At 70.9% G+C, this 22,208-nt stretch carries 25 protein-coding genes; 9 read left to right on the top strand and 16 right to left on the bottom strand.

The features are described 5' to 3' along the window. Window positions 1-17 precede the first annotated feature (17 nt). The 3 genes from DJ70_RS15735 to DJ70_RS15725 form a co-directional block, all read right to left on the bottom strand. A complete protein-coding gene (locus tag DJ70_RS15735) occupies window positions 18-1,442 on the bottom strand; it encodes a heme o synthase (RefSeq protein ID WP_094534656.1) in 1,425 nt (474 codons plus the stop codon). Window positions 1,443-1,557: 115 nt separating this feature from the next. Beyond that, window positions 1,558-1,986, bottom strand: a complete 429-nt coding sequence (locus DJ70_RS15730; protein ID WP_094534654.1) for an adenylyltransferase/cytidyltransferase family protein — start codon at window positions 1,984-1,986, stop codon at window positions 1,558-1,560. Further along, entirely contained in the window at window positions 1,983-2,504 is a 522-nt protein-coding gene (locus DJ70_RS15725; RefSeq protein ID WP_094534652.1) for a Mov34/MPN/PAD-1 family protein, read from the bottom strand. Before DJ70_RS15725 ends, DJ70_RS15730 begins: the two co-directional genes overlap by 4 nt. Before the next feature lie 151 nt (window positions 2,505-2,655). Here DJ70_RS15725 and DJ70_RS15720 point away from each other — a divergent pair, with 151 nt between their 5' ends. Then, window positions 2,656-4,599 (top strand): DHH family phosphoesterase, encoded by a 1,944-nt coding sequence (locus tag DJ70_RS15720; RefSeq protein WP_094534650.1) that lies wholly within the window; start codon window positions 2,656-2,658, stop codon window positions 4,597-4,599. Window positions 4,600-4,627: 28 nt separating this feature from the next. On the opposite strand, the gene DJ70_RS15715 is transcribed toward DJ70_RS15720, so the two are convergent. Next, window positions 4,628-6,349: a phospholipase D-like domain-containing protein gene (locus tag DJ70_RS15715; RefSeq protein ID WP_094534648.1), complete on the bottom strand. Its 1,722-nt coding sequence runs from the start codon at window positions 6,347-6,349 to the stop codon at window positions 4,628-4,630. 104 nt (window positions 6,350-6,453) lie between these two features. On the opposite strand from DJ70_RS15715, the gene DJ70_RS15710 reads away from it, so the two are divergent. After that, window positions 6,454-6,648 (top strand): cold-shock protein, encoded by a 195-nt coding sequence (locus DJ70_RS15710; RefSeq protein ID WP_066411613.1) that lies wholly within the window; start codon window positions 6,454-6,456, stop codon window positions 6,646-6,648. 247 nt (window positions 6,649-6,895) lie between these two features. Here DJ70_RS15710 and DJ70_RS15705 read toward each other — a convergent pair whose 3' ends face one another. Further along, window positions 6,896-8,350, bottom strand: a complete 1,455-nt coding sequence (locus tag DJ70_RS15705; protein WP_094534646.1) for a HEAT repeat domain-containing protein — start codon at window positions 8,348-8,350, stop codon at window positions 6,896-6,898. A gap of 275 nt (window positions 8,351-8,625) precedes the next feature. On the opposite strand from DJ70_RS15705, the gene dpsA reads away from it, so the two are divergent. Beyond that, entirely contained in the window at window positions 8,626-9,174 is a 549-nt protein-coding gene (dpsA, locus tag DJ70_RS15700) for a DNA starvation/stationary phase protection protein DpsA (RefSeq protein ID WP_094534644.1), read from the top strand. Window positions 9,175-9,213: 39 nt separating this feature from the next. Here the strand turns inward: dpsA and DJ70_RS17570 are convergent, their stop codons facing one another. Further along, window positions 9,214-9,375 (bottom strand): hypothetical protein, encoded by a 162-nt coding sequence (locus DJ70_RS17570; protein WP_179234080.1) that lies wholly within the window; start codon window positions 9,373-9,375, stop codon window positions 9,214-9,216. Between the two features lie 134 nt (window positions 9,376-9,509). On the opposite strand from DJ70_RS17570, the gene DJ70_RS15695 reads away from it, so the two are divergent. Together DJ70_RS15695 and DJ70_RS15690 are read left to right on the top strand one after the other, a co-directional pair. Continuing rightward, window positions 9,510-10,595, top strand: a complete 1,086-nt coding sequence (locus tag DJ70_RS15695; RefSeq protein ID WP_094534642.1) for an NADH:flavin oxidoreductase/NADH oxidase — start codon at window positions 9,510-9,512, stop codon at window positions 10,593-10,595. 63 nt (window positions 10,596-10,658) lie between these two features. After that, window positions 10,659-11,459: a DUF7547 family protein gene (locus DJ70_RS15690; protein ID WP_094534640.1), complete on the top strand. Its 801-nt coding sequence runs from the start codon at window positions 10,659-10,661 to the stop codon at window positions 11,457-11,459. Window positions 11,460-11,468: 9 nt separating this feature from the next. Here DJ70_RS15690 and DJ70_RS15685 read toward each other — a convergent pair whose 3' ends face one another. From DJ70_RS15685 to DJ70_RS15670, 4 genes are all read right to left on the bottom strand, one after another. Continuing rightward, window positions 11,469-12,218: a sugar phosphate isomerase/epimerase family protein gene (locus DJ70_RS15685; RefSeq protein ID WP_094534638.1), complete on the bottom strand. Its 750-nt coding sequence runs from the start codon at window positions 12,216-12,218 to the stop codon at window positions 11,469-11,471. Between the two features lie 47 nt (window positions 12,219-12,265). Further along, a complete protein-coding gene (locus DJ70_RS15680; protein WP_094534636.1) occupies window positions 12,266-12,853 on the bottom strand; it encodes an NAD(P)/FAD-dependent oxidoreductase in 588 nt (195 codons plus the stop codon). Between the two features lie 132 nt (window positions 12,854-12,985). Next, window positions 12,986-14,059 (bottom strand): methionine synthase, encoded by a 1,074-nt coding sequence (locus tag DJ70_RS15675; protein WP_094534634.1) that lies wholly within the window; start codon window positions 14,057-14,059, stop codon window positions 12,986-12,988. Continuing rightward, the gene (locus DJ70_RS15670) at window positions 14,059-15,072 is read right to left on the bottom strand and encodes a 5-methyltetrahydropteroyltriglutamate--homocysteine methyltransferase (RefSeq protein ID WP_094534632.1); all 1,014 of its coding nucleotides are present in this window, start codon (window positions 15,070-15,072) and stop codon (window positions 14,059-14,061) included. The genes DJ70_RS15675 and DJ70_RS15670 overlap by 1 nt, the downstream gene beginning before the upstream one ends. Before the next feature lie 122 nt (window positions 15,073-15,194). Here DJ70_RS15670 and DJ70_RS15665 point away from each other — a divergent pair, with 122 nt between their 5' ends. Continuing rightward, window positions 15,195-16,157 carry an ABC transporter substrate-binding protein gene (locus tag DJ70_RS15665; protein WP_094534630.1) on the top strand — a complete coding sequence of 321 codons (963 nt, stop codon included), beginning with the start codon at window positions 15,195-15,197 and terminating at the stop codon, window positions 16,155-16,157. Here the strand turns inward: DJ70_RS15665 and DJ70_RS15660 are convergent. The 6 genes from DJ70_RS15660 to DJ70_RS15635 all read right to left on the bottom strand — a co-directional run bounded on the left by DJ70_RS15660 (window position 16,126) and on the right by DJ70_RS15635 (window position 20,243). Continuing rightward, window positions 16,126-16,692 (bottom strand): HemK2/MTQ2 family protein methyltransferase, encoded by a 567-nt coding sequence (locus tag DJ70_RS15660; RefSeq protein WP_245810875.1) that lies wholly within the window; start codon window positions 16,690-16,692, stop codon window positions 16,126-16,128. The two genes, DJ70_RS15665 and DJ70_RS15660, sit on opposite strands and share 32 nt — an antisense overlap. Then, a complete protein-coding gene (locus tag DJ70_RS15655; RefSeq protein WP_094534626.1) occupies window positions 16,689-17,846 on the bottom strand; it encodes a mechanosensitive ion channel family protein in 1,158 nt (385 codons plus the stop codon). Before DJ70_RS15655 ends, DJ70_RS15660 begins: the two co-directional genes overlap by 4 nt. A gap of 57 nt (window positions 17,847-17,903) precedes the next feature. Further along, window positions 17,904-18,821 carry a 16S ribosomal RNA methyltransferase A gene (locus tag DJ70_RS15650; RefSeq protein ID WP_094534624.1) on the bottom strand — a complete coding sequence of 306 codons (918 nt, stop codon included), beginning with the start codon at window positions 18,819-18,821 and terminating at the stop codon, window positions 17,904-17,906. Between the two features lie 82 nt (window positions 18,822-18,903). After that, window positions 18,904-19,506 carry a DUF655 domain-containing protein gene (locus DJ70_RS15645; protein ID WP_094534622.1) on the bottom strand — a complete coding sequence of 201 codons (603 nt, stop codon included), beginning with the start codon at window positions 19,504-19,506 and terminating at the stop codon, window positions 18,904-18,906. An 88-nt stretch (window positions 19,507-19,594) separates the two neighbouring features. Further along, the gene (locus tag DJ70_RS15640; protein ID WP_094534620.1) at window positions 19,595-19,951 is read right to left on the bottom strand and encodes an RNA polymerase Rpb4 family protein; all 357 of its coding nucleotides are present in this window, start codon (window positions 19,949-19,951) and stop codon (window positions 19,595-19,597) included. Between the two features lies 1 nt (window position 19,952). Then, the gene (locus DJ70_RS15635; protein ID WP_094534617.1) at window positions 19,953-20,243 is read right to left on the bottom strand and encodes a 50S ribosomal protein L21e; all 291 of its coding nucleotides are present in this window, start codon (window positions 20,241-20,243) and stop codon (window positions 19,953-19,955) included. Window positions 20,244-20,344: 101 nt separating this feature from the next. Here DJ70_RS15635 and DJ70_RS17565 point away from each other — a divergent pair, with 101 nt between their 5' ends. The 3 genes from DJ70_RS17565 (at window position 20,345) to DJ70_RS15620 (ending at window position 22,207) form a co-directional block, all read left to right on the top strand. Further along, window positions 20,345-20,779, top strand: a complete 435-nt coding sequence (locus tag DJ70_RS17565; protein ID WP_094534615.1) for a hypothetical protein — start codon at window positions 20,345-20,347, stop codon at window positions 20,777-20,779. Between the two features lie 113 nt (window positions 20,780-20,892). Then, window positions 20,893-21,819, top strand: coding sequence for a GTP cyclohydrolase MptA (gene mptA, locus DJ70_RS15625; protein WP_094534613.1), 927 nt, complete (start codon window positions 20,893-20,895; stop codon window positions 21,817-21,819). A gap of 145 nt (window positions 21,820-21,964) precedes the next feature. Further along, window positions 21,965-22,207, top strand: a complete 243-nt coding sequence (locus DJ70_RS15620) for a sulfurtransferase TusA family protein (RefSeq protein ID WP_094534611.1) — start codon at window positions 21,965-21,967, stop codon at window positions 22,205-22,207. The last annotated feature ends 1 nt before the right edge of the window (window position 22,208 follow it).

Genomic DNA, 22,208 nt, shown 5'->3' with positions numbered 1-22,208 from the left:
CCCGATCGACCGCCGGTTCAGACCACGAGCGCGTCGAAGACGACGGCGAACAACAGGAGCCCGAGGTACGCGTTCGACGCGTGGAACGCCCGAAACGCCGCGGACTCGCTCCGCTCGTAGTGGAGTCGGACGACGGCCCACAGGAAGACCGCGCCGAGAGCCACGCCGACGAGCGCGTACAGCGCGCCGAGCGGCTCCGCGACGGCCGCGAGCACGGCGGCGGCGACGAGCGTCGCGCCGAGGTACCAGAGGATGTGCCGCCGGGTGGCGGTCTCGCCGCGGACGACGGGCATCATCGGGAAGCCGCCGCGCTCGTAGTCCTCCTTGTACGCCAGCGCGAGGTTGTAGAAGTGCGCGGGCGTCCACAGGAAGATCACGGCGGCGAGCAGCAGTCCGCCCCGGCCGACGTCGCCGGTCACCGCGGCCCAGCCGATGAGCGCCGGCAGGGCGCCGGCCGCACCACCGATGACGGTGTTCTGGACCGTGTTCGGCTTCAACACCAGGGTGTACACGACGCTGTAGAACACGATCGCGACGAGCCCGAGCGCGGCGGTCAGGGCGTTCACGCTCCAGAACAGTCCGAGCGAGACGACCGTCAACAGCCCGCCGAACGCGAGTGCGTGCGAGACCGGAACCAGGTCGGTCGCCAGCGGACGGTCGTTGGTCCGCTGCATCCGCTTGTCGATGTCGCGTTCGAAGACGTGGTTGAACGTCCCGGACGCGCCGATGGAGAGCGCCCCGCCGGCGAGCGTCGCCGCGACCGTGTACGGCGTGAAGCCCGACCCGCCGGCGAGCGCCATCGCGGCGGCGGCCACGAGACAGAGCAGCCACATCAGCCGCGGCTTCATCAGCCGGAAGTACGCGGCCGCGGTCGCGCGAAGCCGGGGCACCGTCGCGGTCGGCACCGACGGCTCCGGCGCGTCCTCGACCGGCGGCAGGTCGTCGGTCCCCGGCTCGAAGTCGGTCGGGGTGTCGTCGGCGTCGCCGGTCGCGGCCTCGAGCCACCACGCCAGCGCGGCGAGGACGCTCGCGAAGATGGTCACGCCGAGGACGAGGTGGACCAGCCCGAGCGGGAGCGTTCCACCCCCGACGGAAAGCGAGTCGTCGCCGAGGGCGACGACCGCGCCGACCCCGGCCTGTGCCGGGTACAACGCGAGCGCGAGGAGGAGCGCGGCACGGACCCGACGGCTCGCGCCGTCGCGCCACGCCAGGGCCGCGGAGGCGACGACCGCCGCCCCGACCGCGGCCGCCAGCGCGCGGTGGCCGAGGGCGATCCAGGCCGCCGGCTCCACGGGGAGCGCGTAGCCGCCGCCACAGGCGGGCCAGCCGCCGCAGGCGGCCGCGGCGTCGGTCAGCGAGGTCGTCGCCCCGACGACGACGAGGAGGTACACGCCCATCGCCGCCGCGGCGAGGACCGCGGGGAACCGGTCGGGTATCGTCACGTGGATCCGCTTGGGTGTCGGTCCATATATGTCCCGCGCTTCCGCGAGTCGACGGGCGACCGCCGACGGCTCGAGGAGCCGCCCGCTCGGACGGAACGCCGGCGCGGACGCGACCTCACCCGCGACGCTCGAGGATCCGGTCGATGATGTCGCCCGTCGAGAGCAGCTCGTCGTCGTGGCGGGGCTCGCGGCCGGACGCCCGCTCGACCCGGCAGTCGATCCCCCGGTCCCCGAGCGCGGCCGTGATGGCGTCCTCGTCGTGGTGCTGGTCGAATCCGAGCACGATGACGTCCGGGTCGATCGCCTCGATCGGCACGAAGATGTCCTCGCTGTGCCCGAGGTGGGCCTCGTCGACGGCGTCGAGCGCGGCGACCATGTCCCGACGCTGGCGGTCGGCGAGGATCGGCTTCGCCTTGTGGGTGACGTTCGCCCCCCGAGCGACGATCGCGTGGAGCTCGTCGCCGTACGTCGCGGCGTCCTCGAGGTAGTGGACGTGGCCGGGGTGGAGGAGGTCGAAGGTCCCCTGTGCGACGACCCGCGTCATCGCAGCCACGAGAGGAACCCGCCCCGGTCGTCGTTCGCGTCTCCGAGCTCGCGGTCGATGTCCTCCTGGGTGAAATCGAAGAAGTGCTCGTCGGGCATCTCGACGTCGAGCACCTCGAGGGTCCGCTGGTTCCCGTCGTTGTCGAACGCCTTCCAGTCGCCCCACCCGTAGGGCGCGCCGACGATGATGTGGACCTCGCCCTGTCCGAACGTCGCGAGGTCGGCGTCGCTCGGTTGGAGCACGCCGTTCGGGTGCGAGTGGACCGACCCGACCGAGCGCATGTCGTTCGGCTTCATGTGCGAGCGGACCGACGCGCTCGTCGGCGACGACTCCGTTCCGGGGATGACGAGCACGTCGGTGATGACCTGGCCGTCCCGGTCGACGTCGAGGGCGCTGGCGTCGTCCGCACGGAGGAACCCCATGTACTCGTTGGGGTGGGTCTCCTCGCTGGCCTCGAGGACGAACTCCATCGTGTCTCGGGCGATCCCGAGGAGGTCGTCCGACCGGAACAGTCGCATGTCCCGAGAGAGTCGCCGTCGACTCATATGGGTTCCGGACCGACCGGACGTGAGGACGCCGCGACGACTCCCGCACCGCGGAGGGATCGCCGGCTCCGTGTCGCGAGCACAACATAACAAGCTTAACACCGTCCGATCCCGAACGGCGTGTATGAGCGAGCACACCGCCGGAGATTCCGGCATGCGGGACGATTCGAGTCCCGAACCCGACGCCGTGCGGGCGGAGGGGAACCGCGACAGGGACGTCGTCAACGACCTCGCGCCCGACTGTACCCTCGAGGACGTCGAGACGGGCGCGCTGTACCACGCCGCCGTCAACGGCGTCGTCGACTACGGGATCTTCGTCGACGTCTCCGACGCCGTGAGCGGGCTCGTCCACGAGTCGAACCTCGACGGCGAGTACGCGGTCGGGGACCGCCTGATCGTCCGTCTGACCGAGGTCAAGGAGAACGGCGACGTCGCGTTCGAGGAGGCGTCGCCGGGCGGCTACACGACCGAGATCGTCGAACACGAGCCGACGATAGCGCGGGTTCGCGGGCTCGTTCCCGGCGACGAGGTGACCGTCGAGGGTGAGGTCGTCCAGACGAAACAGACGGGCGGGCCGACGATATTCGGCGTCGCCGACGCGTCGGGGATCGTCTCGTGTGCCGCCTTCGAGGAGGCCGGCGTGCGGGCGTATCCCGGCATCGAGGTCGGCGACCTGGTTCACGTCACCGGGACCGTCGAGACGCGGGAGGGCGGGCTCCAGATCGAGGTCGACTCGTTGGCGGCGCTCTCCGGCGACCGGGAGGCGGCGTCACGAGAGCGGTTCGAGGCGGCGCTCGACGAGCGCGCGGAGCCGGCCGACGTCGACCCGCTCGTCGAGTGGGAGGCGTTCGAGTCGATCCACGACGACCTCCGCGATCTGGCCCGGCTGCTCCGGCGAACCGTGCTCGCCGGACGGCCGATACGGGTCCGCCACCACGCCGACGGCGACGGGATGTGTGCCGCGATCCCGGTCCAGCTGGCGCTCGAACGGCTCGTCCGGGAGGTCCACGAGGACCCGGACGCCGCACAGCACCTGTTCAAGCGGCTCCCGAGCAAGGCGCCCTACTACGAGATGGAGGACGTCACTCGCGACCTCAACTTCGCGCTCGAGGGCCGCGCCCGACACGGCCGGAAGCTCCCCCTGCTTCTCATGCTCGACAACGGGTCGACCGAGGAGGACGTCCCCGCCTACGAGAACCTCACGCACTACGACATCCCCATCGCGGTCGTCGACCACCACCACCCCGACCCGGACGCGGTCGCGCCGCTCCTGGACGCCCACGTCAACCCGTACCTCCACGACGAGGACTACCGGGTCACCACCGGCATGATGTGCGTCGAGCTCGCGCGGCTGATCGACCCGTCGCTCACCGAGGAGCTCGAACACGTGCCCGCCGTCGCCGGGCTCTCGGACCGCTCGAAGGCGGAGGCGATGGACGACTACGTCGAGCTCGCCGCCGAGGCCGGCTACGGGAAGGACGACCTCCTCGACATCGGCGAGGCGCTCGATTACGCCGCCCACTGGCTGCGCTACTCCGAGGGGAAGACGCTCGTCAACGACGCCTTGAACGTCGGCTGTGACGACCCCGAGCGCCACGAGGAGCTGGTCGCGTTCCTCTCCGAGCGCGCCGAACGCGACGTGGACCGCCAGCTCGAGGCCGTCGACGACCACGTCGAACACGAGCGGCTCGCCTCCGGCGCGCACCTCTACCGGATCGACGTCGACGAGTACGCCCACCGCTTCACCTACCCCGCGCCGGGGAAGACGACGGGCGAGCTCCACGACACGCGGGTTCAGGAGACGGGCGACCCGGTCATCACGATCGGCTACGGGCCGGACTTCGCCGTCCTCCGCTCGGACGGCGTCCGGCTCGACATCCCGACGATGGTGACGGAGCTGAACGAGGAGCTCCCCGAGGCCGGCGTCTCCGGGGGCGGCCACCTCGTCGTCGGCTCGATCAAGTTCGTGAAGGGCCGTCGCGAGGCCGTCATCGACGCGCTCGTCGGGAAGATGGCGGAGGCGGAGATCGACGAGACGCTCTCCTCGACCGCCGTCATCGACGACTGAGCCGGCGTCTCGAGCCGACCGACCCGGCTCACACGAACTCGATCTCCCGACGCGCGACCGCTCCCGAGACGACGACCGTCCCGACCAGTCCGACGACCGTGCCGACCGGCAGGTGGACGCCGCCGCCGCGCCAGTCCGCGGCGTACGCACGCGCGTAGAAGTCGGCAACCTCGGCGTTCTCGACGGCGAGGAGCACCTCGCGGTTCTCCGTCCTCGCCCCCTCGTTCCAGTTGAGACTCCCCACGACCGCGGCGTCGTCGATCACGAGCCCCTTGGCGTGGATCTTGCCGTACCGGCCGCGCGGCTCCGCGACGGCGACCTCGATCGGCTCCGCGGCCAGCGTCTCCGCCAGCTTCCGGTTCGTCTCGCGGTCGTACCACGCGTTCGACAACAGGAGGTGAACGTCGACGCCGCGCGCGGCCGCCCGCCGGAGCGCCCGGACGATCCGCTCGTCCGGGCCGCCCGTCCGCGGGACGACCGCGAGGACGCGGTCGTCGGCGGCGTCGATCCGGTCGACGATCCGGTCGCCGGCGTTGCCGGGGGCGGTGAGCAGTTCCACGTCGGCGGGAGCCGGAGGCGGCGGATCGAACCGCACGGGGTACGGCCGGTCCTCGACGTCGCCCCCGTCCGTGTCGTCTCGACCGCTCGCACCGCCGTCGCTACCGCCGTACGCGGGCGGTCCGTGAAACGTCGCGTCGGCGCGAAACTCCCTCCAGGACCGGGTGTCGGGGCCGGTCGCGTCGTTCTCGAAGAGCGCCGCGAGGTCCGTGGCGACCGCCGGGTCGTCCGCGATCACGCCCCAGCCGCGGCTCGATCCGCCGCCCGTTCCCGACCGTTTCCAGTTCTCGGTGAGCACGACCGCCCGGTCGTCGGCGACCGCGTACTTGGCGTGGTGAAACCGGAACCGGTTCGGCTCGCCGTCGAGGACGCGCACCTCGACGCCGGCGGCGACGAGCCGGTCGGCGACGCGCGCGCCCCGCTTCGGGAAGCCGCCCACGGGGGAGCCTTCGAGGAGGACGCGCACCTCCGCCCCGCGGGCGGCCGCATCGACGAGGCGCTTTACCACCCGGTCGGACTCGACCGTGTAGCCGGCCAGCAGGATCCGCTCGTCCGCGGCCGCGAGCGGGTCGACGGGAACGTCGGGGCTGTCCGGGAGGACGAACGGCGTCACGGACGCGCCGGCGACGCGCTCCGGCGCGCGCGGCGCGTACCCGTTCGGCCGCCACTCGTCCCACGCCGCCCGCCAGCGGTACCCCTCGCGGACCCCGTCGACGTCCAGGCGGAGAACGATCCGGTCGCCGCTCGCGGACAGCGGGAAGTGGTCGTCGAGCGCGCGGACGGGAACGTCGCGGCCGACGAGGTGTTCCCGCGTGAGTGTCGGTTCCATCGAGAGCGCGACGGTCCCGGTCGCGTTCGACGGGATCGACGCCTCGTGGTGGCCGTCGGAGAGCGACCAGTTACCGGGCTCCGAGAGCCTGACGACGAGGTACTCGCCGCGGTTCTCCTCCGTAGTCGGATTGGGGTACAGCTCGACGATCCGCGGGTCGGTCGCGTCGATGGGGGCGGTCCGCGACGGGTCGGCCGCGTCCGAAGCGGCCGACGGCCCGGTCGCCGCGCCGGCGGCGGCCACGGCCGGTCCGACGGCCGCGATCAGGACCGCGACCGCGACGACGACTCGGACGGTGACTTCGACTCGAACCGCGGATCTGCCCCGGATGACCCGACGGAGTCGTTCGATCGACGGACACATGCGCGCTCTGGCCGCGGCATTGGGGATAAACGACCGGCCGGCCCCCTCGTGGTACCACGACCCTCGCAAGGGTTATGCCCCGATCGGCCGTACGTTTGATTGCAATGGCAAACGGAAAGGTTGATTTCTTCAACGACACTGGCGGCTACGGTTTCATTTCGACTGAGGACGAGGACGATGACGTGTTCTTCCACATGGAGGACGTCGGCGGTCCGGACCTCGAGGAGGGACAGGAGTTAGAGTTCGACATCGAGTCGTCGCCGAAAGGCCCCCGCGCGACGAACGTCGTCCGCAACTAAGCTCCCCCTAGGCGATCGTCGCCCCGAGATCTCACACGACGAAAATCGAGCCCGTTTCGTTCTCATCGGAGGACGCCGGACGCGACCCGCTTTCTCACGCATATCGCACACGGAGCAGCGCAGACGCCCGATACCGAGGCGTCGCTGAGATCGATATCGACGCGTCATCGAGTCGGCTACGAGGGTTCGGAACCGATTCGAAAGCGGCTCGGCGGCGGTTCGAAACGAAGAGGCCGAGATCGGTCGGTTACGCCGGCGTCGCGGCGGCGTCGAGCGCCGCCTTCGCCTTCTCGGCTTCCGTCTGGACGATGAACGAGCGCTCGTCGGCGTACTCGGCGGCGGCCTCGAGTGCCTCCCGCGTGCCGATCTGCCGGAGCGCCCAGCCGGCGGCGGCGCGAACGTCGTCGGAGGCGTCCCCGGCGAGCGCGTCGGCGAGCGGATCGATCGCGCGGGTGTCGCCGATGAGGCCGAGCGCGCGCGCGGCGAGCGGGCGGACGTGGTCGTTCTCCATCTCCAGTTTCGCCGCGAGGGGACCGACGGCATCGGTCGCGCCGATCTCGCCGAGCGCCTTGAACGTCGCCTTCTGGAGCTGCGGGTTGGAGTCCTCGTCGACGTACTCGAGCAGCGTCTCGACCGCCTCCTCGGCCGCCATCTTCCCGAGAATGCGGATCGCGAACTGGTCGCGCTTGCCGGCGCGACCGAGCAGCTCCTCGAGCGACGCCTCGGTCTTGCCGCGTTTGCCCATCCGCTCGAACGCCTCGAGGCAGTGGCGCTCCATGAACTCCGACTGGAGGGAGTCGAGCGCGAGCAGGATCATGTCGACGTTGCCCTGCGCCTCGTGTTCCTTCAGCGCGGCCCACTCGACGGGATAGTCCTTGTAGTGGCCGAGCACGTCGTAGTATCCTTGCGCGCGGAGCTGCTCGTGGGTCTCGAGGTCGTCCCACTCCTCGGCGTCCTCGAGGTCGCTCTCGAGCGCGTCGGCCGCCTCCAGAAGCGCCGCGATCGTCTCCGCGTCGTCGTCGGGATCGAGTCCCGCCCCGCCGATCTCGTCGGCGACCGCGTCGAGCGCGGCGACGAGCTCCGCGACCGGAACCGCCCCGGCCGCGCCGCCCGCGTCGGTCGTCTCGTCCGTCTCGTCGGCCGCCGCGTCGTCGGCGTCGGTCTCGGCGACCTCGTCGAGGATCGCGTCCGCGGCGTCGGCGTCCTCCTCGACCGCCTCGACGTCGACCGCGTCGGCGGCCGCGGCGATGAACGTTCGGACCGCCTCCGCGGCGTCCTCGTGGCCGTCGGCCGTCCACTCGGTGTCCTCGAGCGTCGAGGCCGCCGTCTCGATCGCCTCGACGACGTCCTCGGCGTAGGGGCCGCGCGCGTCCTCGACTCCCTCGCGGAGCTCCGCGATGCGGTCCTCGAGCTCGCCGCGCGGGTCGTCGGCGTCCTCGTCGTCCTCGTCGGGATCGGGGAGATCGGCGTCCGTCAGCGCGTCCTCGGCGTCGGCCAGGAGCGCCTCGACGTCGTCGAGGTCGGCCTCGGTCTCGGCGTCCTCGAGCGCCGCCTCGATCTCGTCGAGGTACTCGGTCAGGGACTCCTCGGTGGCCTCGTCGGGGAGCGTGGGGGCGGTCGCCTCGGGCTCGTCGGCCGCCGCCGCGTCGTCGGCGTCGACCTCCTCGGAGGCGTCTGCCGGATCGTCGTCGCCGTTGCTCATATACTGGAGAATGCGCGCGTACCGCATTAAGACGTTTCCCTTCACGTCGGACCGCCCACGCATCCACACTGAACCCGTCCGCAGCGATCGCCTCCGACCCCGGCCGCGTCCGCACCGATCCCGGTTCGCGCGTCGAGTCACCGCCGGACCCCGACCGTCGACCGGGGCGTCGGTACGGATCAACAGGGAAAGTCTCGAACTATTCTTCAATCTATCAAAAATATATTTTCAATAGTGAAAGCATTAAGTGGGTGTATACCCTACTATGGGTCGTCATGAGCACCCAGAAGCAGGCTCGCCAGCGGTACGGAGAGGTCCACGAAAGCGAGGCGCTCCGGATCCCGGAGGAGAACGCCGAGCAGCTCGTCGACGCGCTCAACACGGATCTCGCGGCCACGTACGTGCTGTATCACCAGATCAAGAAACACCACTGGCTCGTCGAGGGTGCGGAGTTCCACGACGTCCACGAGTACCTCGGCGAGGTCGCGGCCGACCTCGAGGAGGGTGCGGACGCGATCGCCGAGCGCGCGCAGGCGCTCGGCGGCGTTCCGCTCTCGGGCGGCGCGAACTACGAGGAACACGCCCCCGTGACTCCCGAGGACGCCGACGCCTACGACGTTCGGACGTCGCTCGAGCACGACCTCGAGATGTTCGGCGACGTCGTGGAGAGCGTACGCGAGCACGTCGCACTCGCCAACAACCTCGGCGACTACGCCACGGAGGAACTGCTCCGCGACGTGCTGGAGGACGTCGAGGAGCACGGCCACCACCTCGAGCACTACCTCGAGGACGACACGCTCGTCACTCGGGAGGCTCTCGACTGAGCTCGGCGACTTCCGACGGCGCCGGCGCCCGACCGCTCCTCAGCGCTCGGGCTCGACCGTCAGGTCGGTCGCGATCCAGGCGTCGGTGTTGCCCTCCTCGATGAAGACGGTGCGGTCGGGCGTGGTCCGATTCGTCGCCACGGCCGGCGGATCCTCGGTCGGGACGTCGCGGTCGCGCTCGACGCGTTCTCCGCTGCTCATTGGCGACCGCTCGGGGGCGGGCGACGTTATACTTTTCGGTCGGCCTAAATCGAGCCCGAACGGCCGCCGGCGATGGCGGCGATCCGGGCCGGCTATCGGAGGACATTACGGCGACCGCGGCGTCGATCGCGACGATGACGGACTCGCTTTTCACGCCGTTCTCGCTGCGCGAGACGACGATCCCGAACCGGGTCATGCTCTCGCCGATGTGTCAGTACTCCGCGGAGGAGGGAATGCCGAACGAGTGGCACCGGGTTCACCTCGGTACCCGTGCGGTCGGCGGCGCGGGCGTCGTGATGACGGAGGCGACGGGCGTCGAGCGTCGCGGTCGCATCACCCCCGGCTGTCTGGGCATCTGGTCCGACGAGCAGGCTGCGGCGCTCGAGCCGATCACCGCGTTCGTCCGGTCGCAAGGTGCGGTGCCCGCCATCCAGCTGGCACACGCCGGTCGAAAGGCCTCCCACGCTCCGCCGAGCGAGGGCGGCCACGCCCTTCCGGCGGACCACGCGGACGGCTGGGAGACGATCTCGGCGACCGACGAGCCGTACCCCGACGAGGAGCCCGCCGCGACCCGGCGCATGGACGGCGACGACGTCGAGGAGGTGATCGACGCGTTCGCCGCGGCCGCGGAGCGCGCCCTCTCGGCCGGCTTCGAGATCGCGGAGGTCCACGCCGCCCACGGCTACCTCCTCCACCAGTTCCTCTCGCCGGTCACCAACGACCGCGAGGACGCGTACGGCGGGAGCTTCGAGAACCGGACGCGGCTGGTCCGCGAGGTCGTCGAGGCGGTCCGCGGCGTCTGGCCCGACGACAAGCCCGTCTTCGTCCGGATCTCCGCGACCGACTGGCTTCCCGACCGCGACTCGTGGGACGTGGACGACTCGGTGCGGCTGGCCCCGCTGCTCGCCGACGCGGGCGCGGACCTGATCGACGTCTCCGGCGGCGGGATCCATCCCGACCAGGAGCTCCCGAACGCGGGGCCGGGCTACCAGGTGCCGTACGCGGAGGCGATCCGCGAGGGGACCGACGTGCCGGTCGCCGCCGTCGGCGGGATCACGGAGCCCACCCACGCCGACGCGCTCGTGCGCAACGGACGCGCCGACCTCGTCGCGCTCGGCCGCGAGCTGCTCCGTCACCCCTACTGGCCGCTCGAGGCCGCCCACGAGCTCGGCGCGGAGGTCGAGTGGCCGGTCCAGTACCGCCGCGGCCGGTTCGAGTAGCGGGCGGACGGAGCACGCGTCCGCCGGACGGCCTTTTTACCTCCCGGCCGCGTACGGGCACCCATGAGTTCCCGTGGCTCCCGCGACGGCCCGCGCGACGACGACCTCGAGGAGCGGCTCGACGAGCTCGAGGACGTGCTCTCCGACCTCCGGCGCGACCTCCGGGAAACCGAGCGCGACCGCCGCGGTCCCCCGCGCCCGCCGCGGCTCTCCGAGCTGGTCCGGTTCACCGAGCAGTACACGATCCCGACGCTGATCGCCCTTCTGGAGACGACGATCACGTCGCTGGAGCTGGTGCGCGGAACCCTCCGACTGCTCGATCCCGGTCGAGAGTTACGGGAGGACGCGGACGCGACGGCGGGCCGGCTCGCGGACGCTCGCGACGGCGCGGCGACCGGCCTCGCGCGCTCGCTCTCGGAGCTCCGGACCGCGCTCGCGGAGGCCGACCTCCCCGAGGAGGCCGCCTCGCGCTCGATCATCGAGGACGCGCGCGACCTCTCCGCGGAGATCGAAGCCCGGATCGAGGAGGGCCGCCGGGAGGCGGACGCGGCGAGGCGGTCGGAGCGCGGGACCGCCGACCGAAGCGAGAGCGACGACCGAACCGGAAGCGGCGACCGGGACGGAGCGGTTCGCATCGACGTGACCGACCCGGACGAGGCACGCGGGGACGGGTCGACGGCCGGCGACCCCGAAGACGACGGTTCGGCCGCCGAGAGCCGACCGGCGGTGGACGTCGAGTCGGAGCTCGAGTCGATCAAGAGCCAGCTCGACGACGGAACGGAGAACGAGAGGAACGACGCCGCGGCGGACGCGGGCGACGATACGGGCTCCGACGCCCCCGCCGAGGGGGACGAGGAACGCTGACGGACGCGGTCACCACTCCGCGCCGAGGTGGTCGGCGACCCGCTCGGCGGAGTCACAGAGCAGCGCGTCGTCGTCGGTGAACACCTCCAGCGCGACGGTGCCGTCGAACTCCCCGAGGGCGTCGCTCACGCCCTCGTAGTCCACCTCGCCGGCTCCGACCGGGATGTGGGTGTCGCCGCGCCGGCGCACGTCGTGACAGTGGAGGTGTGAGACGCGATCGCCGTGTCGTCGGAGGAACCGCCGTATCGCCTTGTTTCCGCCCTCCATGTACGCGTGACCCACGTCGAAACAGACCGCGGTGTCCGTCTCGCGGGCGACGTCGCCGAGCACCGACAGCTGGATCCCGCGATGCTGGTGGCCCACGTTCTCGACGACGACCTCGACGCCCGCCTCGCGGCCGGCGTCGGCGACGCGCCGGAGCTGGTCTGCGGCGACCTCGCGGAACTCGACGTCGTCGCGGTCGGCGGAGGTGGCGTGGAGGACGGCCTTCTCCGCGCCGAGGTCGCCGGCGGCCTCCAGCAGCCGTCGCTGGTAGGCGACGATGGCGTCGTTGACCTCGGGCGCGTAGCTCGTGAGCAGCTGGCTGTACGGCAGGTGGACCATCAGGTCGCGGCCCGCTAACGCCCGGTCAAGCCGGTCTGGGTCGATCGATTCGGGCAGGAGGCTGCCCGCGCCCACGCCGAGTTCGACGAAGTCGAACGCCGCCGGCGACGACGCCAGCCGGTCGAGGTCGTCGCCGACGGTCACGCCGATGTCCATGTCGAACGACTGCGCCGCGGGGGGACTTAAGCGAGGCCGTTCGCGTCCTACTCCTCGTCGACGAGCGACCCGAGCACGCGCTCGGCGTCCGCGGGCACGTCGAAGTCGTGGTAGTGTTCGCCCTTCTCCTTCGAGAGGACGTTGAGCGCGGCCGCCGCGCCGTCGCCGGCGGAGATGACCGCCTGCCACTCCTCGGCGCGGACCATCGCGCCGGTCGCGTAGGCGTCCTCCACGGAGGTCTCCATGTTCACGCCGACGTCGACCGTGTCGTCCTCGGAGAAGTCACAGCCGAGCTCCTCGGCGAGGTCGCGGCTCGCGCCGGTCGCGAGCACGACGTAGTCGGCGTCGTACTCCTCCTCGGCGGTCGAGACGACGAAGCCGTCCTCGCCCTCCTCGACGCCGGTCACCTCGACGCCCTGGTGCCGCTCGACGCCGAAGTCGTCGACCTGGTCCCGCATCGTATCGACGAGGACGGTGCCGTCGACCGACCCGATGCCGGGGTAGTTGAACAGGTGGGCCTTGTGCATCCACGTGCCGTCGGTGTCGAAGACCGCCGTCTCGAGGCCGTTCTTCGCCGTGAAGAGGGCTGTGCTCAGGCCGGCGGGGCCGCCGCCGACGACGATGACGTTCGCCATGCCGGAGACACGGGCTCGCCCCGCATAAACGCGTGGTAACGGTGGTGTGATCGGGTGATCCGGACGGAATCGAGAGGAGGCGTCGGGATCGACGTCGGCTCCCGGCGGGTGGCCGCTCCCCGACCCGGCCGCTCAGTCGTCGGCGAGCGGCGCGTCGACGTCGATCTCGCCGGCGTCGATCTCGGCTTCGACCTGCCGGGCGGCCTCGACCATGTTCTCGGTCTTGCCGTAGGCGATCTCGCGGGGCAGCAGCTTCAGCCCGCAGTCGGGCGAGATCGTCAGCTTCTCGGGGGGAACGACGCGCAGCCCCTGGCGGATGTTGGCCTTGATCTCCTCGACCGGCTCGATCTCGGCGGTGTGGGCGTCGACGACGCCGAGCGCGAGGTCGGGCTCGAACTCGGGATCCTGGAACGTCGGGATCTGCTCGTAGTCGCCGTTACACAGCTCCACGTCGAACTCGTCTATCGGGAAGTCGTTGATCTCGGGGTAGATCCGCGAGTAGTCGCCGTAACAGACGTGGAGACCGATCCGCACGTCCTCGTCGATGCCCGAGACGATCCGGTCGAGCGCCTCGCCGACGATGGCGTGGTCCTCCGGCGTCGTCGCCAGCGCGGGCTCGTCGATCTGGACGTAGCGCGCGCCCGCCTCCACGAGCTTCTCGATCTCCTCGTTCACGAGGTCCGCGAGGTCGTAGACGAGCTCCTCGGTGGAGGGATACGCCTCGTTGAACGCCCAGAATCCGAGCGTGTACGGCCCCGTGATGGGGACTTTGACCGGCCTCTCGGCGACGTTCGTGGTGAACGCGAACTCGTCGACGAGCCACGGCTCGTCGTAGGCGACGTCCTCGACGACGCTCGGCTTGTCGAAGTAGTTGTGGCCCCACACCTTCACCGGCCCGTTGAACTCGTAGCCGTCGATGCGCTCGGCGAAGAACTCGACCATCTCGTTGCGGCGCATCTCGCCGTCGACGACGGTGTCGAGGCCGGCGCGCTCGTGCTCGTGGGTGATCAGCCGGCAGGCGTCGTCGTGGGCCTCCTCGAGGTCGTCGTCGTCGAACTTCGAGTCGGGGTCCTCGACCAGCTCGTCGGCCCGGTTCAGCCACTTCGGCTTCGGGTAGGAGCCGACGACGGTCGTGAGCAGGAACGACTCGTTCGGGTGGTCGGCGGGGCGGAACTGGGCGCGGTTGGCGGACGGGTTGCGGACCATTACTCTAACACCTCCGTGGCGGCGGCGAGCGCCTTCAGCTTCGCGCGGTACTTGTTCTCCGGCAGGTAGAACAGCTCGGTGTTCGGCGTCAGGTAGGTCGTCTCGAAGTCGGCGGCCGGGACCCGTCCCTCGAACCACTCGACGCGCTCGGCGACCGTCTCCGGCTCCTCGATCAGGGTGTTCTGGCCGTCGACGAGCCCGAGCGAGACCGAGTCGGTCGCGCCGTACTCCTGGACGTTGTACACGGTGTCGTCGCGGTCGCCGGCGACCAGGTCGAGCCCGAGCGCGTCCGCGTCCGCCTCGTCGACGAGGTGGGCGTACAGCTTCTCGTCGAGCGCGCCCCAGTAGGTCTGGACGACCACGTCGGCGTCGGTCGCGCCGGCGACGGTCGCGATCGCGTCGGTCGCCCGCTCTTCCGTCCCGTCCGCCGGCGGGTCCGTCACCAGCGACGGCTCGAGGAGGAACAGCGTCTCGTGGGCGGGGAACGCCTCGAGTTCGCCGGCGAGGAAGTCGGCGACCGCGGCCTGGAACGCCGCGTCGTCGCCGTAGTGCTCGTCGGTCGCGAGCTCGGCGAGCGAGTACGGGCCGGGCAGCGTCGCCGCGAGCGGGGCGTCGCCGGCGGCCGACCCGGCGATCAGGTCGGCGGCCGCCTCCAGTTCGGCGGCGACGTCGCCGGAGAAGCCGAGGTCGTCGACGACGCGCGGGTCGCGGTAGAAGTTGTTGTTGTCGTAGTACCGCACGATCCCGCCGGTCTCGACGCCCTCATGGACCGCCAGCGGGTGCGCGATCATGTCGTCCCAGCGGCCCTGCCCCTCGACGACGCGGTCGAGGCCGGCCTCGAGCTGGTCGTCGACGAACTCCGCGCGGACCTCGTCGTACGTCTCGGCGATCTCTCCTCCCTCGTCGCCGCTCAGGAGGTCGCCCTTCTGGTGGCCCTTCAGGTCCGAGAGCGTCCCTTTCGCCCAGTCCGGGAGCGGATAGATCCCCGGCGTGGCCGCGACTCGTTCAGTCATCACCGAACGTTGGATATGCCGTTGTATAATATTTGCGAACCTGTTTCATGCTTCTCGGTTATCTCATCGGTTGGCGAGATCGGAGCCGAACCCTTAGTACGCGTCGCGTCGAACCGCGACCCATGTCCGTCGTCTCGCTTTTCCCCTCGGCGACGGAGGTGGCGGCAGCGCTCGGCGTCACGCCCGCCGCGGTCTCCCACCAGTGCGATCGCCCGCCGGCGGCGGCCGCCCGGCCGACGCTCACCGGACTCGTCCGTGACCTCGACGGCGACCCCGACGAGATCGACCGGATCGCCGCCCACGACGACACCTACTACCTCGACGGCGACGCGCTCGCCGCGGCCGACCCGGACGCGATCCTCACGCAGGGCGTCTGTGCCGTCTGCGCGCTCGACGCCGGCCTCGCCCGCCGGGCGGTCGAGCGGCTCGACCTCGACGCCGCGGTGCTCGACGTCCACGCCGACGACCTCGCGGACGTGCTCGCGAACGTCGAGCGGATCGGCGAGGCGGTCGGTCGCCCGGACGCGGCGGCCGACCTGCGCGCCGACCTCGAGACCCGCATCGACGCCGTCGCCGACGCGGTTCCGGGCGGGGTCGCGGTTCCGGGCGCGGCCGCGAGGACGAACGACGCGGGCGATCGACCCGCCGGAGACCGCCCCCGCGTCGCCGTCCTCGACTGGACCGACCCGATCCGCCACGGCGGGCTCTGGATCCCCGACCTGGTCCGCCTCGCCGGCGGCGAGCCCGGCCTCGTCGCGGCCGGCGAGCGGTCGCGGGAGGTCGACCCGGACGAGTTACGCGCGTTCGACCCGGCGGTGCTCGTCGTCGGCCCCTGTAGCGCCGACGTCGACGAGGCCCACGGACGGGCGCGCGACCTGCTGGACCGCGAGTCGCTCGACGGGGTGGCCGCGGTGCGGGAGGGTCGGACGTTCGCGATGGACGGCACCGCCTACCTGAACCGCCACAGCCACCGCGTCGTCGACACGCTGGAGACGCTCGCGGCCCTGATCCACCCGGACCGGTTCGAGACGGACGGGACCGACGACGCGAGGGTCAGACGCGTCGTTCGAGCCGCAACACGCTGAGCGTCTCGAACGGGAACGACTCCTCGACCGCGACCTCGTGGTCGAAGCCGGCCGCCTCGACCAGCGCTAGCACCGCCTCGTAGCCCGTGAGCGAGGAGACGAGCAGGAGGACGACGCCGTCGGGTGCGAGCACCCGTCCCACGTCGTCGAGGAACGGCTCGATGAGCTCCCGCCCGGACTCGCCGCCCGAGAGCGCGCGCTCCATCCAGTCGTCCCACTCGTTTTCGGGGTCGGTCGGGAGGTACGGCGGGTTGAAACACACCGTGTCGAACGCGTCGGCCCGGAACGGCTCGAGCAGGTCGGCGACGACCGCCTCCACGCCGCGGCCGCGCGCCTCCCGCGCCGCGTGGGGGTTGCGGTCGCTGCCCACGACGCGGAGTCCGCGCTCCGCCGCGATCCGCTCGGCGACCCAGCCGGAGCCGGTGCCGACCTCCAGCACGCGGCCGTGTGCGGTCTCGAGGGCCGCCTCGGCCAACAGTCCGGAGTCCTCGGCGGGCTGATACACCGTCGGCCCGTCGCGGTCGAGGCGGGTCACGATCCCTCCGAGCCGTCGGATCCCTCGGCGGGCGTGGGGTCGCCCTCGGCGGCACCGCCGATCCTGGCCTCCATCTCGGCGTCGGCCCCCTTCGTGCGGCTCGAGAGCGTCTGCTGCGGGAAGGGGATCGTGATCCCCTCCTCCTCGAACGCGGTCTTGATCGCGCTCATGACCGCGGTCTGGGTCCGCCAGCGCTTGCGCATGCTCGGGTTCGTGATCCAGTAGCGGACGCCGAAGACGACCGCCGAGTCGGCGAACCGCTTCGTCACGACGTCCGGCTGGGGCATTCGGGCCACCCCGTCCAGCCCCGAGACCGCCTCCTCGATGACCGTCACCGCCTGGTCGAGGTCGGTCGCGTAGTCGACGCCGACCTCGACCTCGATCCGGAGCCGGTTGCGCCGCGACCGGTCGATGACCGCGCCGGCGCGCACCTCGTCGTTCGGGAGCGTCACCACCTCCCCGTCGAACGAGCGGAGCCGCGTGCTGATGATCGAGATCTCCGTGACCGTCCCCTCGTGCTCGCCGATCGACACCCAGTCGCCGACCTCGAACGGGCGCGAGAACATCAGCACGAAGCCGGCGAGGACGGCCCCGAGCGTCTGTCTCGCGGCCATCCCGACCACGATCCCGAGGAATCCCGCCCCGACGAGGAGGCTGCCGACGTTGTCGGTGAAGAGCCCGATGGTCACGAGCCCGACGAGGGTGTACACGGTCAGCTGGACGATCCGCCGGAGCACCTCCTCCTGGTGTTCGGAGATCGCCGTGCTCTCGACGGAGAGCTCGCGGATCACGCCCCCGAGGAAGTCGGTGACCGCGTAGGCGCTCGCGAGCAGGATCACCGCGAGCACGACGTTCGACAGCTGGTCCGCGATCGCGGCCGACTGGAACGCGTCGACGAGCGCCCCGCTGCGCTCCCAGACGACGAGAAGCGAGAACACCCCCGCGGCGGTGGTCCCGGCGACCGCCGTCGAGAGCGCGAGCCGCTGTTTCGAGGAGAGCTCCTCCTGCCGGCGTTTCACCCGCCCGACGACCAGCCTGACGCCGACGACGACCGCGAGGATCGCCGCCGTGATCAGGATGCGCCGGACGTTCCCGCTCACGAGGCGGTCGACGTCGGCGAGCACGCCGACGAGGGTTCCCGTTCCGGCCGTCATCGCTCGCCTCCCGGACTCCGGCCGCGGGCCGCCTCGCGGTTCCGGTCGCTCATCGTCTCACGCCTCCGTCGGCGAGCCGTGCGTGCGGGCGAGCTCCGCCAGCGCCGCGAACGCCGCGGGATCGAGCGTCCCCGGTCGCCGCGAGAGGAGGTCCTCCTCGGCCGCGTCGACGACCGCGTCCGGCCGATCGAGCCCCGAGATGTGTGCCGTGTTGCGGATCGCGTTCCGGACCGTCTTGCGCCGCTGGGTGAAAAGCGCCTTCACGAACCGCAGGAAGAACGCCTCGTCGCCGACCTCGTAGTCGGGATCCCGCGGCGTACACCGGACGACCGCGCTCTCGACGGCCGGTTGGGGGTCGAACGCCTCCTTGGGGATCCGCTCCACGACCTCGACGTCCGCGTAGTGCTGTGCGGACACGGAGAGCCGGCCGTACGCGGACTCGCCGGCCGACGCGACCATCCGGTCGGCGAACTCCGCCTGGAAGGTCAACACGAGCGGCCGCTTCTCGGGGAGGAGCCGGAAGGCGATCTCCGAGGAGATCCCGTACGGGAGGTTCGCGACGCAGGCGGTGAACGCGGGCAGCTCGACCGCCAGCGCGTCCCCCTCGATCACCTCGAGGGTTCCCGACTCGACCGCGTCGGCGAACTCCTCGCGGAGGAACGCCGCGAACGGCGGATCGCGCTCGATCACGGTCACCCGGCCGGTCCCGTCGCCTCCGGCGACCGCGGTCGGTCCGCCCGCCCCCACCGCCGCGAGCAGGCGGTCCGTGAGCGCGCCCGCGCCGCCGCCCACCTCGAGCAGGTGGCCCGTGTCCGCGTCGTCGGGGAGGTACGCCGGGAGCCGGTCGAGGACCCGGTCGTCGACGAGGAAGTGTTGATCGTTGTCGGGGTTCGCGCGGGTGCCGGCCCGCCGCGCGAGCGCGTCGGGGTCGCGGGTTCCGTACGCGTCCGCGGTCCCCGCCGATCGATCGGTCATGGCCGCGCTACACGGCGGTTCGGGGTAAAAGTCCCGTTTCGGCACGGCCGGGGCGCGGCCCCCGTGCCGCCCCGGAGTCCCCTCACTCGCTCCGGTCGACGAACGTCCGGTACTTCAGGTCGTCCTCACGCAGCTCCTCCGCGATTCGTTCGAGGATCACCTCGCGCGGGCTGTGGAGCCCCGAGATCCGGTCCTCGACCTCCTCGAAGCTCTCGAAGGGGCCGCGCTTCCGCTCGTCGAGGACCCTGTTCCGGAGCTTCTTGCCGATTCCGGGGAGCAGGTTGAGCTGGTGGAGGCGGAGCGTGATCGGCTCCGCCTCGTTGTAGAAGTCGACGAATCGGCGTTCGTTCGCGTCGACGATCGCCTCGACGGCGTACTCGATCTCGGCGGCCGCGTTCCGGGTGAGATCCTCGAACGAGACGCCGCGGTACCGCGAGACCGCCGGTCCGTCGAGGTCGATCCGGTCGCTCACGGCGACGTCCGCGTCCTCCTCGAGCGACAGCTCGTACAGCCCGAACGACGACTCGCCGAGCGCGTACGCGACCGGCGACTTCTGGTAGCCCGGTCGGCCGTCGTCGGGGCGGCCGTTCGGGAGGACGTCGAGGAGAACGGCGGCGGCGCGCTCGTCCGTCCCGTCCTCGGGAGCCGGACCGTCGTCGGCGGCGTCCGTCGAGTGGTCACTCATGCGAACAGGGTCCGCATCGGAGCGATAAAAAACCGCTGCCGTCGGGGGAAACGTGGAGTCGAAGCTGGGGCGTGGCCGAACCGCCGTCTCAGGCGTACTTCGCGACGACGTCGAGGACCGCGTCGAGCTCCTCGCCGTCGAGCGAGTACCGCTCCTGGGCGAAGACGGAGCGGAGCTCCGTGCGGTCCTCGGGGAGGAGGTCGGCGATCTTGACCGCGGTGGGCACGTCGATCCGCTCGAGGTCGGCGAGCTCCTCGACGAGCTCGCGGGACTCCTCGGCGTCGAGGTGGCCGAACCGGTTCACGTGCTCGATCGCGCGAGCCAGCTCGTACCGAAGCTCGCGGTCCTCGTCGGCCGCGCGGTCGGCCTCGATCTCGGCGAGGATGTCCTTCGCCTCCGCGGTGGTGAGGTACTCCTCGTCGAGCTTCTCCTTGAAGATAGTCATCTTACTGCTGGCGGCTCATGTGGGCGGCGCGGACGATGAGCGTCTTGGTCTTGCCGCCGTCCGTGATCTCGACCGTGAACGCCGCGCCCTGCTTGCCGGTCACGGTGCCGGTCCGGCCGTCGAAGCGGGGGTGGAACCGTCCCTCCTGAACGCTCGGGTCGATCTTGAGGTGGACCTGCGTGCCCTCCTCGAACTCCTGGATCGCGCGCTGTGGCGGCGAGGTTCCGCGGTCTCTCGGCTTGTTCGATAGCTTGTCTCGAGTGGCCTTCTGGGGTCCATTGGAACTCGGCATGGTCGTTGGGGTACGGTTCCGCTGCCGCAGTTATAAATGGTGCGTTACGCGCCGGAGCGCCGAGCGACGCGGCTTTGAGCGTTCGACGCGAAGGCGACCCCATGGACAGGGCAGTTCCGTTCGCCACGGCGTTTCTCGTCGGCGTCTGCGTGTTCGCGTGGCTGGCGGGACCGGTGCTCGAGGCCCGCTTCGGCGCGGAGGCGCTGCTTGCCGCCTACGGCGGCGTCGCCGCCGGCGCCGCGGCGACCGTCTACGTGCTGGTCCGGCGGATCGACGCCCGGCTCGGCGGCGGGACGGCCGGAGCCGGGACCGAGACGAACGCCGCCGATCCCGAGGAGGGCCGTGCCACGGACTCTGTCACCGACCGTGACGGGGACGGGACCGTCGACCGCGACGGAACGGCTTCCGGCGACGGGGGGAGCCGCGCCGACGACACGGTGACCGTGAGCCTCGACGAACTGGAGGCCCTCGACGTGGAGCGGGAGGTCCGGGAGCTCAAGGCCGAACGGAAGTCGGGTCGCGACGGGCGGGAGTGAGCCGGACGAGACGGCCGCGACGACGGGGAATCGGTGTCCCGACCTCCCCGAAAGCCCGACGTGAGCCCCGTCATCGAAAGCCATAATCACGCGTCTCCCTTGGTACGTTCGTAATGAGTCATCAGCTGCCGGACGTACAGGCGTCGGCCCCGGACGTCACCGTCGGGCTCTCGCAGGTCGGCGTCACCGGCGTGGAGAAACTCGTCAAGCTCGCCCGCGGCGACGACCGACCGATCGTCCTCATGGCCGAGTTCGAGGTGTTCGTCGACCTCCCCAGCGGCCGGAAGGGGATCGACATGTCGCGGAACCTCGCGACGATAGACGAGATCTTAGAGGAGATCACCCGCGAGGAGGCGTACCGCGTCGAGGACGTCTGTGGCGACGCCGCGGAGCGACTCCTGGAGAAGCACGACTACACGACGACCGCCGAGGTGTCGATGACGGCGGAGCTCGTCACCCGCGAGGACACGCCGGCCTCCGGGCTCGAGACCCAGAGCACGGCGACCATCATCGCCAGCGCGACCGCGACGGAGGAGGGAACCCGCGCCGAGATCGGCGCGGAGGTCACGGGGATGACGGTGTGTCCCTGCTCGCAGGGGATGAGCGAGTCGCGCGCCCGCGAGAAGCTCGCCGAGCTCGGCGTCGACGAGGAGACGACCGACGCCTTCCTCGAGGCGGTCCCGCAGCCGGGCCACTCCCAGCGCGGCCACGCCACCCTGACGATCACCACGGACGGCAGCCCCGAGGTCGACCTTCGGGACGTGATCGACGTCGCCCGCGACTCGATGAGCGCGCGGATCTACAACATGGCGAAACGCCCCGACGAGGACCACATGACCTACCACGCCCACGCGAACGCGAAGTTCGTCGAGGACTGCGTCCGCGCGCTCGCCGAGGGGACCCTCTCGGAGTTCGGGCACCTCGCCGACGACGCCGTGGTCCGCATGAAACAGTCGAACGACGAATCGATCCACCAGCACAACGCGCACGCCGAACGCGAGGTCACGATGGGCGACCTCCGCGACGAGCTCGGCGAGTAGCCGCTGCCCCTTTCTGCGGCCTCCCGGCTCCCCCTGACGCTCGCGTCCGCCGGGCCGGTGGGGTATATAAGATCCGGCATGGTTCTACGCTTTTGGGATATCTATACAATACTATGTGCGCGGCACCCGAACCTCCGCACGTATCATGACCGACATCGACATCGAACCCACGGACACGGTCGACGCGCGCGGCGCCGCCTGCCCCGGTCCGCTGATGGACCTCATCGGCCGGGTCCGCTCGGCGAGCCCCGGCGACGTGATCCTGCTTTTGAGCGACAACGAGGGGTCGCTCACGGACGTCTCGGAGTGGGTCGACGAGACCGACAACGAGCTGCTCGCCGTCGACGAGACGGGCGACGACTACGGCTTCTACGTGGAGGTGTCCTGAC

The sequence above is a fragment of the Halorubrum halodurans genome (assembly GCF_002252985.1).
Classification (GTDB): Archaea; Halobacteriota; Halobacteria; order Halobacteriales; family Haloferacaceae; genus Halorubrum; species Halorubrum halodurans.
The sequence above is the reverse complement of the archived record's forward strand: the minus strand, read 5'-3'. Positions and strand labels throughout refer to the sequence as shown.